The sequence below is a fragment of the Bradyrhizobium sp. 155 genome, from assembly GCF_023101105.1.
GTDB lineage: Bacteria > Pseudomonadota > Alphaproteobacteria > Rhizobiales > Xanthobacteraceae > Bradyrhizobium > Bradyrhizobium canariense_D.
In genome coordinates this window covers 489,997-502,423 of sequence record NZ_CP064704.1, presented here as the reverse complement: position 1 = coordinate 502,423, position 12,427 = coordinate 489,997, and the positions used below count along the sequence as shown (strand labels likewise).

Below are 12,427 nucleotides of genomic sequence, written 5' to 3'. Positions count from 1 at the left end.
GTCCTTTGGCGCAGCGCGGCGGCCACGATAGCGGCAGGATGCGTAAGGATTCGTTAACGATGACGGACCGGCTTCAGCGGCGGCCCGGCTTCGCGGCGCCGAACAGCGCGCGCATGACGTCGGGATCGGGCTTGCCGGTCCCGTTTTCGAGCAGGCCGAATCCCTGCGCCAGCTCCCAATGCGCCCAGCCCCAGCAATGCGCCCGCGCATATGCGGTCACGGCCGCGAGCCAGCGTACGCGGCTGTCCCGGGGCGCCGCGGCTTTCAACACGCCAAATTCGTTGATGATGATCGGCCGCGAAAATTGCTGCTGCCACGCGACCGCGGGCGCGAGCCAGCGGCTGACATCCGGCTTGTCCCTGGCGGCGGCAATCGCCGTGTCGAGCATGAGGAGCGCCTTCGTCGCGCCTCTGTCCTGCAAATCCCGGCGGAGCGCCTGAACCCCGGGATCGCCGGCGCTGATCGGATAACGCAGATCCGTGATGTCGTGCAGCGGATCCTGCACGTCCCAGTGGCCCTGGTGTGTGAACACCATGGGATCGTAGAAATGGATGGCGTAGACGACGTTTGGATCCGGCAACGGGCGAAACCGCGGCAGCGAGTCCGCGCGTTGCCAGTCGACCGGGCCGACGATCAGCGTGGTCGCGGGAAGCAATTGGCGAACGAAGGCGGCGAGCGTTTCGACCTGCTTTTGCCATCTGCCGGCTTCGATGTCGGGCTCATTGAGCAGCTCGGCGAACACGCGGTCGGCCGGGAACGATTGAATGACCCGGGCGAGCGTGCCCCACGCATCCTCCAGCTCGCGCAGCGAGGCGTCGGCGTCGTCCTTGTGCAGGCGATTGAAACGATCGCCGGGATGAAGATCGACGGAGATTGAATAGCCGAGCGAGATGAGCTGCTTCAATGCCTTGTCGAGCGCACGCAGCGTCTCATCGCGTTCCGCTTTCGAAGCGAAGCGCAGCATCACGCGCTCGGCCGGCACCGGCAAGCGGACATGACTCATCCCCGCCTTGCGAAGCTGCTGCAGCAATTCGCGAGTTGGAGGCGCGGATTTTTCGCCATTGATCCAGCCGTCGGCATTGAACCCGCGCGACAGTGCGGCGAGCCTGTGCGGCGCGACGGTCTGCGAGGCAGGTACGCAAGTTTCGGCCGATGTCGCGGAGGCGAGCGACGTTGGCATCAAGATCGTGGATAGCAAGATCGTGGCAAGGAGCAGACGACGGCACGGCGTCGCCATCGTCAAACCGCCCTGCTAAGCGCACCGCCGTCAGGGTGAGGCGCGGCAGAGCCGGCGGGCGCATGATTGACGACGAGACCGGTCGGCACGGTGTCGTACTTCGACAGCGCGGCGGTCACCCGTCGCATCGCCGCCGAACCGAGCTCGCCGGCGCGCACCACCGGGATGATCAGGTCCGCGTGCGCGGCGAGCGCGATCGCATCTGGCTGCAAGGCAAGATTGTTCGCATGGACGATGATCAGGTCGAACTCCGAGCGAATGTCGTCCTCCGGCCGCGCATCGGCCTTCCTGCCGGCGCTCAGCAGCTCGTCGATCGACTGGAGTCCTGCCGTGGTCGAGCCGTCCTGCCATTCGGTCACCGGCGGCTGGGCGCCCGCGAATTCCGGCTGCAGCCGGATCAGCACGCTCATCATGCCGCGATTGACGGCCGCGCGGTTGAGCGAGCGCGCAACGGTATTGCCGCCGGCGCTCTTGCCGACCGACAGCACGAGGGCGACCTTGCAGCCACGCACCGGGGCACGATCGATACGCTCGAGCAGCGGACGCAAGTAAGCGCCGAGATCGAGCTCGGCTGGGGCGGCAATCGGTCGTTGCCAGACAGTGTTGGGCGCAGCTCCCGACATCAGTTCGGGAATGCGGGACCAGACCGGAAGGTTCGGCATCGCCTCGGGTTGCTGCACGGCCGGAGCCGGACGCTTGGCTTGCCGCTTCGGCGTCTCCCTCGCCTCCGCACGCGTGGGCGTTCGAGCCGGAGCCTCGGCAGGATCGGACTTGTCGGACATGCTCGTCATCGCCGCAACCGTAGCGGTTGACGTCAGCAGCGAGCCGATCGCGAGCGCGGCGAGCAGCAGGGCGAGCGGCGGACGCGTCGAGCGCAGCGGCGGGATCGCGGGCGAAGCGATCTTGGTCTGCGAGCTCTGAAGCTGACGCTGCTCGTTGGTCGTCTTGAACCGCGACAAAAACTGCTCGTAGATGTTCTTGTTGGCATCGGCATCGCGCTGCAGCTCCTGCAGCTTCACGAGCGCCTGGCCGTCCACCAGCATCTGCGTCTCGACCGCCTTGAGCTGCTTTTCCAGCGCGGCCTGCTGCTCGAGCTGGGCCTCGTATTCGGACTTCGCGGTGTCGATGTTCTTCTTCCGCTCGACCTCGATCTGCCTGTTGATGTCAGCCAACTGGCTGTAGGAGATCGCAAGATCAGGATGGCGGTCGCCGTAGACCGCCTTCTTCTGTGCGATCTGGTCGTTCAGGGTCGAGCGCTGCGCGCGCAGCATGCTCAGGAGATCCTGCTTCACCGGACCTTCGACATTGGCCTTGAGATCGCGCTGCACCTGCTCGTAACGCGCCTTGGCTTCCTCGGTGCGCGCACGAGCCGCGGAGACCTGCTGGTTCAGGTCGGTCACCCGCAATTGCTGGGTGGTGGAATCCTTGCCGGCATTGAGGATCTTGTGCTCGAGCCGGAAGGCTGCGACGGCGTCTTCCGAGACGCGCAGGCGCTCGCTGAGCGTCTTCAGCCGGTCCTTGAGCCAGTCGGCCGCCTCGTCCGTCGCATCGCTGCGCACGCGGCTCTGGGTCGCGACGAACGCCTCTGCGATGGCATTGGCATAATACGCTGCCCGCTCCGCACTGTTCGAGGTGAACGAGATGGCGATGACGTAAGTCAGGCCGCGACGCGAGATATCGAGGCGGCTGCGGAGTTTTTCGAGCAGGCGCGTCATGTCGGTATGACCGCCTGCGATATCCTCGTCGTCGGCGATCTTGAGCTTCTCGATCAGGGGCCGGAGAAAGCCGTCCGATTTGGCGATCTCGATCTGGCTCTGAAGCGCAGCGGCGTCCTGGCCGATGCCAGGCAGCACGTCCTGGTCCGTGGTCACGCGCAGCTCGCGGGGATCGACCACGACGAGCGCCGTCGCGGCATAGCGGACCGGCAGCACCATCAGCACGGCGACGCCGAGCGCGAAGAGTGCCAGCGCCAGCATCAGGATGCGCCGGCCGTTCTCACGCAGAAAAGAGAACGCGCCGGTGAGGGTCAGCGATCCCTTGATCAGCGCGGGGGCGGTGTTGTCGGGGGTCGCCGCCGCAGCCCGCGGCGCTTCCCACGAAGCCGCGGGCTCCGTCGGGGCGATGCTTCGCGGAGATGCGCTTCTACCGAACGCCATGGGGTTGGACTCGAAATCAACTAACAGGCACAGCCTAGAGACTTGCTGCACCGTAAATATCCATGGTTAACCCGCGGTTACGGCTGCCGCGAAGCTCGGTAAACGATTCGTTAAGGAGACGACGCACGGCCCTGCGCGGAGAGGGGTTCCGTGCGTCCGGATACCGGGCGACACCGAATGCATAAAGTCCGCTATTGGTTGGCGCGGACGCTTGCGGAAGACTTTCTTGCGCTTCGACGACCCGGCGCGCCGGATCTCAAAACAAAGCGGCGTTGCCAGCCTGCCCGTAGATCATTGCGGCCACGAGAGAGAGCAGCATTCCCGCGCCCGAAAAGATCACGAGGACTTTCAGAGTTTCGACATCAACGTTGGTTCTCGTCGCGCGGGATATCGCCTTTGCCAGTGCAGCCATCATCGCCAGCTCCGAACAGGCCGCGCGAAGGCGCGACCTGTTTTGTCTAGCGTCATTGGGCGCATTTGCGTGTGAAGCAGATTACAAGTGATGTTGCGTGCTGCACCTTACACCGCCGGCCGAGCGTGCCTGGATCTTACCATTCATAGAGCACCACGCTCTTGCCGGCGCAGCAGCGCGTGACGTGCCCCTCGCGTATCACGGGCGGTCGCGCGACCTACATCTTATGCGGGAAACAGCCGACTTGCTGCCACTTTGCGGTGCAGGCTCGCGGCCGGTATTATTCTCAACTGATTCTCGTCTGACGAGGTACGGATGTCGCGGCCGCTCATCGGCGCGGTCCCTGTCAGGCGGAAACGATCTTGGTGCCGAGGATGATTCGGCGTCGTCAGGGGAGGACAATTTGCCATGCCTGGGATGACTGGACTGCAGCTGGCCGGCGCTGTCGCCGCGGAGCGCCCCGGGACGGTCATCCTCCTGAGCACGGGATACGCAGAGATTCCCAGCAACGAACGATCCAGCCTGCCGCGTTTATCAAAGCCATTCGACCAGGCTGCGTTGGCGAAGGCAATCGAGGCGGCAATGCGCGAAGACGAGCCAAGCGGATCCATCGTCGCTTTTCGGCCGAAGAGCGCGTGAAAGCCGGATGATGAATGGCGCACCGTCTGGTGCGGTCCCGATTCGGAAGCGCCAATGGTCCATCAAATCCCGCCGGGAAGCTCAACGCCCGCTTCCGTCAGGTCACGGAGGAATTTCCGCACCAGGAGCATGTTAGTTCTCTGCAACTCGTGATTATTGCCGAACTTGAACTGGTTGGCTTCGGTTACGATCAGACCCTGGTCGGTCTCGCGGAAAATGCCTTGCTTCTTCAAGCGATCGGCGCGCCGCCGAACGGTTTCGATCGGCAGACCGAAAAAGCGGGACAGGGCGGCACGGGAAACGCCCTGCTTGATCTTGTCCGGCTCCACCGCCTGGATACTGCCAAATTGCCGGTCGAGTTCGGGGGTCTTCATGATCTTGAGAACGTTGGCGTTCAGGACCGCATGAATGATCATCAAGTCCAGCGGATCGAAATCGTAGTGGCGGAACATTTCGCTGGCTGCGCACAGCATGTAGGCCAACGAGTGGCGGGAGACGGTTCGGATCAAATCCGACGCGATGTCCTCGCCTTCAGTCGTACCAACCATCACCAGTCCCCGCTTCTACAGATGTCCGGTCCGACGCCCACAAGCCGGTTCTATGTATCCGTGGCGCACCACGCGTGAGGCAGGACCGGTCTGCTGTTCCCCCAATATGGGTATGGTTGCGGTTCAATCGGGTCAATAGCCGGCTTGTCGGCAATATCATTTTCACCGATACGGGATTGAGTGGCCGGGCGCGCAATTGGCGCGTGCCAACGGTGGTCGTGGGCCAAATGACATTCATCATCGAAGCTGTAAAAGACGACTGCCGCACCGTGGATTTCCGTGACAGCGCGATCGTTGCGGTGATCCTGGCCCGCAAGCATGCGGTGAATGGTTTTGTGGTGTCGATCACGGCTCCGGACGGGCAGCTTTTTTCCGCCGATCAGTTCAACCGTTTGCTGACGAGCAAGGGGCTTGGTTCGGATCCGGCGGCGCAAGATGTAGGGCGGCGCTAAAGCGGGCTTTGTCGGCGGTACGCAGAATCCCGAACAGTGCAATTGATTGTCATCGCGCCGAAACGGGTGCGCCGCCTGCGGACGAAACGAATGGATGCGGGAAATCGGCGTCGATCGCGTATTCGAAAATGGCGCGCCCGGAACGATTCGAACGTCCGACCCTCAGATTCGTAGTCTGATGCTCTATCCAGCTGAGCTACGGGCGCGTTTTTCGCTGACATTGCGGGCGTGGCCCGCAGGCAGCCCCCGGCGACGCCGGAGGGGTGCGAAAGAGCGCCCTGACTAACCGCTCTTGCCCCAATTGGCAAGGTCCGGATTGAGGTGATTTTGCTGGGAAATGACGGTTTCCGCACTCAGCCGCCGGCCGACCTACGCCCGCGCCCGCTCGTTGCGGACGGAGAGCAGTTCCACGGGGCGGTCGGGGATGACGATCCGGAAGGTGGCACCGATGGTGCCTTCGACCAGATGGATGTCGCCGCCATGGGCGCGGACCAGCTCGGCGGCGATGGCAAGGCCGAGGCCGCTGCCGCCGGGGCGGCCGGAGGTCTGGAACGCCTCGAACAGGTGTTCGCGAGTCTTCTGCGGCACGCCAGGGCCGGTATCGGAGACCTCGAGGATGGCGACCGCGCCCTCGCGTTTTCCCGTGATCCGGATCTGCTGCGCGCCGCCCTCGGCGGACGCATGGCTTTCCAGCGCTTGGGCGGCGTTGCGGACGAGGTTGAGCAGCACGCGGAAGAGCTGGTCGGGATCGGCATCGACCGCGAGCCCGCGCTCGATTGCGGCGACCCAGGAGATCGAGGCGTCGGAGGCAAGGCCAGCGGTCTCGCGCACCTCAAGCACCACCGGCTCGATCATGATCATGCGCCGGTCGGGCGCGGCTTCCTGGGCGCGGCCGTAAGACAAGGTCGACTGACAGAAGGCGATGGCGCGCTCGAGCGAGCGGACGAGTTTTGGCGCAAAGCGCTGCACCCGCGGATCCGGCACGCTGGCGAGCTGGTCCGACAGGAGTTGTGCCGAGGCCAGCAGATTGCGCAGGTCGTGATTGATCTTGGAGACGGCGAGGCCGAGGGCGGCGAGCCGGCTCTTCTGATGCAGCATCGACATCAGGTCGCGCTGCATGTCCGACAATTCACGCTCGGCAACGCCGATCTCGTCGCTGCGCTGGCTCGGCACGATGATCCCCGCCGAACTCTCGGGATTTTCGTGGAAGCCGACCAGGCTCGCGGTCAGCCGCCGCATCGGGCGCACGAAGAGATAATGCATGGCGAGATAGACGAGGCCCGCGGTCAACACAGCGATGATCAGCGCGACCACCACGACGTTGCGGGAGAAGCGGTACATCGACTGCCGCAGCGGCAGCTCGTCGGTGACGATCTCCATGAACTGGGCGTTGCCGACGCCGGGCCCGACGATCCGGATGGCCTGGTTGCCGGTCTCCAGCATCATCCGGAACGAGCCGGTGATCGCCTCCCACGCCGTCATGTCGCGCAGGTCGATGTCGTGCTCGATCGCGGCGGGCAGATTGTCGCTGGCGAGCAGACGGCGCTGCTGGCCCATCTTGATGGCGACGGCGCGCGCATTGATGCTTTTCAGGATCTCGCGCGAGAGCGAATCGGGGACCATGCCGAGCGGCGCCGCATCGAGCACCAGCGCCGCCGTGTTGGCCGCGGCGACGCGGTCGTTGAGCCGGTTGACCCAGAAGTTGGCGATGGCCGGCACGTAGAGCAGGATGGCCGCGATCATCACCAGGGGGACGGTGAGCAGCAGCAGCTTGCCGGACAGCCCAAGTCCGCGCGTCCCACGCGGCAGCGCCGCCGGCGGGTCCCGCTGATCCCCATCCTGGATCGGCTGGAGGTCTGTCGCTGCCACGAAATTCGCCCTCGCTGCCTTTACCGGGTTGAAGATTTGGCTGGTGAAGGGTTTGGCGCGTACGAAGATGCGGCCCGCCCCCAGCGCGGTCAAATTACAGATCGTCAATCTGCCAAGGTCGGATGTAAGCGCAGATTTGGCGAGTCGCTACCTCAAGGGTTAAAAACCCCGCACAAACAGCGATATTCGCCGGAATTGAGCTCTTGTGCGGCGTTGACGAAAAGAAGGCGCTCGCTTATAAGCCGCGCAATTGTCCGCGATGACCCGGTGTGACCGCCGGGAGCGGCTCTCTTGGGGCCGAAAAAGGCCCGTTTTGGGCAGCATCTTCCGGACTTTATCATCAATTCTACAGGCAAATTGCCCGGTCAGCGGAGAAAAACCCGTGAAGCGGACTTATCAACCCAGCAAACTGGTGCGCAAGCGCCGTCACGGCTTCCGTGCCCGTCTCGCCACGGCCGGCGGCCGAAAGGTGCTCGCCGCCCGCCGCGCTCGCGGCCGCAAGCGTCTGAGCGCCTGAGCCGGACCCCCTTTTTGGGATTTCATCATGGATCGGCTGAGGCAGCGAGCGGATTTCCTCGCCGTTGCCAATGGCGCGCGGGTGAATAGCCCCGCGTTCGTCCTGCAAAGCCGCGGTCGCGACGATAGCGGCCCAATCCGGATCGGCTTCACCGTCACCAAAAAGAACGGCAACGCCCCCGAGCGCAATCGCATCCGGCGCCGGCTTCGCGAACTGGTGAAGCGGCTCGATCCGGTGTCGATGCAGCCCCATCATGATTATGTGCTGGTCGGCCGAAGGGACGCGCTCTCGCGCGGCTTCGCCACCATGCTCGACGATCTGCGCATAGCGTTCGCGAAGCCCGCGCGGCATACGCACAAGGGACGCGGCTCAAAAAGCAGCCCAACAACCGACGGCTTAAAGCCCGGCCCCGCTCCTGCGACCAGCCGCAAACCGGATTGATGACGAGAGAATGATGACCGACAACCGCAATACCATCCTCGCCGTCATTCTGTCGGGCTTCGTGCTGATCGCCTGGCAATATTTCTACAACATGCCGGCGATGGAGAAGCAGCGCGCCCAGCAACAGGCGCAGGCCGAGCTGCAGAAGACCACGCCGCAGCCGACGGCTTCCGCTACGCCGGGCGCCACGCCGCAGGCCGGCAGCACGGCCCAGCCGTCGACGCCGAGCGCGAACCAGCAAGCCCAGCCGGTTCAAAGCCGTGACACCGCCATTGCTGCCAGCCCGCGCGTGAAGATCGAGACGCCGCGGATCGCCGGCAGCATCTCGCTGAAGGGCGGACGCATCGACGATGTCGCGCTGGTGCAATTCCGCGAAACGGTCGATCCGAAGTCACCGCCGATTATTCTGTATTCGCCCTCGGGGACCGCGGAGCCGTATTACGCCGAGTTCGGCTGGGTACCGGCGACGGGCGTGACGGCGAAACTGCCGGACGCGCAGACCGTCTGGCAGCAGGACGGCAGCGGCAGCCTGACGCCGACGACCCCGGTGCTGCTGAAATGGGACAATGGCGAGGGCCTCAACTTCCGTCGCACCATCTCGGTCGACGACCACTACCTCTTTACCGTCAAGGACGAGGTGAGCAATGTCGGCAACGCGCCGGTCACGCTCTATCCGTTCGCACTGATCTCGCGCCACGGCACGCCGCAGGTCTCCGGCTACTACATCCTGCATGAAGGCCTGATCGGCTATCTCGATGGCTTGCAGGAATACGCCTACAAGAAAATCGACGAAGCCAGGACGGTGAACTTCAAGGCCACCAATGGCTGGCTCGGCATGACCGACAAATACTGGGCCTCGGCGCTGCTGCCGGACACCAGTGCGCAGATTCAGGCGCGCTTCTCGTCGAATCCGAGTGGCAACGTCCACACCTACCAGACCGATTATCTGCTCGATCCGGTCACCGTCGCGATCGGCGGCTCCGCGACCGCGAACGCGCGGCTGTTCGCCGGCGCCAAGGAAGCCAGCGTTGTCGGCATCAACTTCCCGCTCGCCGGCCATGGCGGCTACAACAAGGAACTCGGCCTCAACCATTTCGATCTGTTGATCGACTGGGGCTGGTTCTACTTCATCACCAAGCCGATGTTCCTCGGCCTCGACTTCTTCTACCGCTTCTTCGGCAATTTCGGCATCTCGATCCTGCTCGTGACCGTGATCGTGAAGCTCCTGTTCTTCCCGCTGGCGAACAAGTCCTACGCCTCGATGGCGAAGATGAAGTCGGTCCAACCGCAGCTTCAGGCGCTGAAGGAGCGCTACCCTGACGACAAGGTGAAGCAGCAGCAGGAGATGATGGAGATCTACCGCAAGGAGAAGATCAATCCGGTCGCCGGCTGTCTTCCCGTGGTGATCCAGATCCCGGTGTTCTTCTCGCTGTACAAGGTGCTGTTCGTCACCATCGAGATGCGGCACGCGCCGTTCTTCGGCTGGATCAAGGATCTTTCCGCGCCGGACCCGACCAACCTGTTCACTCTGTTCGGGCTGATCCCGTTCGATCCGACCACCATTCCCGTGTTCGGCCACTACCTCGCGCTCGGCATCTGGCCGATCATCATGGGCATCACGATGTGGTTCCAGATGAAGCTGAATCCGACGCCGCCGGATCCGACGCAGCAGATGATCTTCAACTGGATGCCGCTGATCTTCACCTTCATGCTGGCGGGCTTCCCGGCGGGCCTCGTGATCTACTGGGCCTGGAACAACACGCTCTCGGTGCTTCAGCAGAGCTTCATCATGCGCCGCAACGGCGTGAAGGTGGAGCTGTTCGACAATCTCAAGGCGACGTTCGCGAAGAAGGCGACGTAGCGGTCGTCATTGCGAGGCAAAGCGACGAAGCAATCCAGAGTCCCTTCGCGGATGCATTTTTGGATTACTTCGCTTCGCTCGCAATGACGCGGACAAACAGAAAGCCTTCGCATGACCGACGACAAAGATGCGAAGCTGATCGAGGTCGGGCGAAAGCTGTTCACGCGCGACTGGCAGTTCATCTGGGCCTCGCCCTCGACTGAAACGCTGCCGCCGATGGCGGGGCTGGAGATCGCTTTTGCCGGCCGCTCCAATGTCGGCAAGTCCAGCCTGATCAACGCGCTGACCGGCCGCAACGCGCTCGCGCGCACCTCGCATACGCCGGGCCGCACCCAGGAGCTGATCTTCTTCGAGGTCCCCGGGAAAAGTGACCTGCGCCTGGTCGACATGCCCGGCTATGGCTATGCCAAGGCACCGAAGAGCCAGGTCGCGTCCTGGACCGAGCTGATCCACAAATTCCTGCTCGGACGCGCGAGCCTCGCGCGCGTCTACGTGCTGGTCGACGCGCGGCACGGCCTCAAGGACGTCGATCTCGAAGTCCTGAAGACACTCGATCGCTCCGCGGTCAGCTACCAGCTGGTTCTGACCAAGGCCGACCAGATCAAGGCCGCCGAGCTTCAATCGCGCATCGTCGAGACCGAGGCCGCGCTCGCCAAGCGTCCGGCCGCGTTCCCGAACGTGCTCGCGACCTCGTCGCGGAGCGCAACCGGCATGGCCGAGCTGCGCGCCGCGATCGCCAAGCTGCTGGAAGAGCGCACCTCGTAATGGCGGCGTTCCGCCTGTTGATCGGGCTTGCCGGTATGATGGGCGCCGCCGGCGTCGCGCTGGCCGCCGCTTCCGCGCATGGCGGCGATGCGAGCCGGCTCGCCGCCGCAAGCGCCATGCTGCTGTTTCATGCAACCGCCATACTCGCGACCGTCGCCCTGCTCGGGCGCGGCCTTCTGCACGGCGGAATTGGCATCATCGCCGCGTCCGGCTTCGCAGCCGGCGCCGCGCTGTTCGCGGGCGACCTCACCTTGCGGCAATATGCCGGCCATTCGCTGTTTCCATATGCGGCGCCGACGGGTGGATCGGTGATGATCTTGAGCTGGCTGGCAGTGACGCTCGCGGCGGTGGTGGGAAAGAAATAGTGGCTCTTTGTTCCTTCTCCCCTTGCGGGAGAAGATGGCGCGAAGCGCCGGATGAGGGGTTCTCTCCACGAACTCACTATTGCGCGCGCGGAGAGAACCCCTCACCCGTCTCGCCGCTATCGCGGCGATCCACCCTCTCCCGCAAGGGGAGAGGGGAAGAACATCACTTTGCGCCCCGCCCGCCAATCGGATAGAACGCGGCCCGAGTATCCCGCCAGCGAGATCCGCCTCATGACCGAAATCTCCCCGCTCGACCAGGCCCGCATCCTGTCCGAAGCGCTGCCGCACATGCAGCAGTATGACGAGGAAACCATCGTCATCAAGTATGGCGGCCATGCCATGGGGGACGAGGAGACCGCGAAGAATTTTGCCCGCGACATCGTGCTGCTCGAGCAGACCGCGATCAATCCGGTGGTGGTGCATGGCGGCGGCCCGCAGATCGCGACCATGCTCAAGCGCCTCGGCATCGTCTCGGAATTCGCAGCCGGCCTGCGCATCACCGATGCCGCCACCATCGAGATCGTCGAGATGGTGCTCGCCGGCTCCGTCAACAAGCAGATCGTCGGCTACATCAACGAGGCCGGCGGCAAGGCCGTGGGGCTCTCTGGCAAGGACGCCAATATGGTGAAGGCGTCCAAGACGACGCGCACCATCATGGATCCGGACTCGCACATCGAGAAGGCGGTCGATCTCGGCTTCGTCGGCGATCCCGAGAAAGTCGATCTCACGCTGCTCAACCAGCTGATCGGCTACGAGCTGATCCCCGTGCTCGCGCCGCTCGCGACCTCGAAAGAGGGGCAGACGCTGAACGTCAACGCCGACACTTTCGCAGGTGCCGTGGCCGGCGCGCTGAAGGCAAAGCGGCTGCTGCTGCTCACCGACGTGCCGGGCGTGCTCGACAAGTCCAAGAAGCTGATCCCGCAGCTCTCGGTCAAGGACGCGCGAAAGCTGATCGCGGACGGCACCATATCGGGCGGCATGATCCCGAAGGTCGAGACCTGCATCTACGCGCTCGAACAGGGCGTGGAGGGCGTCGTCATCATCGACGGCAAGATGCAGCACGCGGTGCTGCTCGAGCTCTTCACCAATACCGGCACGGGCACGCTGATCCACAAGTGAGAGAAGAGCGGACAGGAACAGTGCTGGGAGAGCGGCGGCCTCGCCG

12 protein-coding genes and 1 tRNA gene are annotated in these 12,427 nt (G+C 63.9%); 7 read left to right on the top strand and 6 right to left on the bottom strand.

Translation table 11 applies throughout. The annotated features are described in order from the left end of the window. Positions 1 to 73: 73 nt before the first annotated feature. The 4 genes from IVA93_RS02420 to IVA93_RS02405 all read right to left on the bottom strand — a co-directional run bounded on the left by IVA93_RS02420 (position 74) and on the right by IVA93_RS02405 (position 4,953). Positions 74 to 1,237, bottom strand: a complete 1,164-nt coding sequence (locus tag IVA93_RS02420) for a glycoside hydrolase family 5 protein (RefSeq protein WP_018453043.1) — start codon at positions 1,235 to 1,237, stop codon at positions 74 to 76. 2 nt (positions 1,238 to 1,239) lie between these two features. Further along, positions 1,240 to 3,393: a GumC family protein gene (locus IVA93_RS02415; RefSeq protein ID WP_018453042.1), complete on the bottom strand. Its 2,154-nt coding sequence runs from the start codon at positions 3,391 to 3,393 to the stop codon at positions 1,240 to 1,242. Between the two features lie 256 nt (positions 3,394 to 3,649). Continuing rightward, positions 3,650 to 3,808: a hypothetical protein gene (locus IVA93_RS02410; protein WP_247541851.1), complete on the bottom strand. Its 159-nt coding sequence runs from the start codon at positions 3,806 to 3,808 to the stop codon at positions 3,650 to 3,652. Positions 3,809 to 4,506: 698 nt separating this feature from the next. After that, positions 4,507 to 4,953, bottom strand: a complete 447-nt coding sequence (locus IVA93_RS02405) for a hypothetical protein (RefSeq protein WP_247299217.1) — start codon at positions 4,951 to 4,953, stop codon at positions 4,507 to 4,509. 266 nt (positions 4,954 to 5,219) lie between these two features. Between IVA93_RS02405 and IVA93_RS02400 the strand changes: the two genes are divergently transcribed. Next, complete coding sequence (locus tag IVA93_RS02400) at positions 5,220 to 5,444, top strand: hypothetical protein (protein ID WP_018453038.1); 225 nt, start codon at positions 5,220 to 5,222, stop codon at positions 5,442 to 5,444. 129 nt (positions 5,445 to 5,573) lie between these two features. Here IVA93_RS02400 and IVA93_RS02395 read toward each other — a convergent pair. Together IVA93_RS02395 and IVA93_RS02390 are read right to left on the bottom strand one after the other, a co-directional pair. Beyond that, positions 5,574 to 5,650 (bottom strand) — tRNA-Arg (locus tag IVA93_RS02395). Between the two features lie 163 nt (positions 5,651 to 5,813). After that, complete coding sequence (locus tag IVA93_RS02390) at positions 5,814 to 7,313, bottom strand: ATP-binding protein (protein ID WP_026232446.1); 1,500 nt, start codon at positions 7,311 to 7,313, stop codon at positions 5,814 to 5,816. A gap of 382 nt (positions 7,314 to 7,695) precedes the next feature. On the opposite strand from IVA93_RS02390, the gene rpmH reads away from it, so the two are divergent. The 6 genes from rpmH (at position 7,696) to argB (ending at position 12,381) form a co-directional block, all read left to right on the top strand. Further along, positions 7,696 to 7,830, top strand: coding sequence for a 50S ribosomal protein L34 (gene rpmH / locus IVA93_RS02385; RefSeq protein WP_008542748.1), 135 nt, complete (start codon positions 7,696 to 7,698; stop codon positions 7,828 to 7,830). A 27-nt stretch (positions 7,831 to 7,857) separates the two neighbouring features. Beyond that, positions 7,858 to 8,271: a ribonuclease P protein component gene (gene rnpA / locus IVA93_RS02380; protein ID WP_018453036.1), complete on the top strand. Its 414-nt coding sequence runs from the start codon at positions 7,858 to 7,860 to the stop codon at positions 8,269 to 8,271. A gap of 13 nt (positions 8,272 to 8,284) precedes the next feature. Further along, positions 8,285 to 10,132, top strand: a complete 1,848-nt coding sequence (gene yidC / locus IVA93_RS02375; protein WP_026232445.1) for a membrane protein insertase YidC — start codon at positions 8,285 to 8,287, stop codon at positions 10,130 to 10,132. 111 nt (positions 10,133 to 10,243) lie between these two features. After that, positions 10,244 to 10,897 carry a ribosome biogenesis GTP-binding protein YihA/YsxC gene (gene yihA / locus IVA93_RS02370; RefSeq protein WP_018453034.1) on the top strand — a complete coding sequence of 218 codons (654 nt, stop codon included), beginning with the start codon at positions 10,244 to 10,246 and terminating at the stop codon, positions 10,895 to 10,897. Further along, complete coding sequence (locus IVA93_RS02365; protein WP_018453033.1) at positions 10,897 to 11,262, top strand: DUF423 domain-containing protein; 366 nt, start codon at positions 10,897 to 10,899, stop codon at positions 11,260 to 11,262. Before yihA ends, IVA93_RS02365 begins: the two co-directional genes overlap by 1 nt. A gap of 231 nt (positions 11,263 to 11,493) precedes the next feature. Beyond that, positions 11,494 to 12,381 carry an acetylglutamate kinase gene (gene argB / locus IVA93_RS02360; RefSeq protein WP_007597683.1) on the top strand — a complete coding sequence of 296 codons (888 nt, stop codon included), beginning with the start codon at positions 11,494 to 11,496 and terminating at the stop codon, positions 12,379 to 12,381. Positions 12,382 to 12,427: the final 46 nt, after the last annotated feature.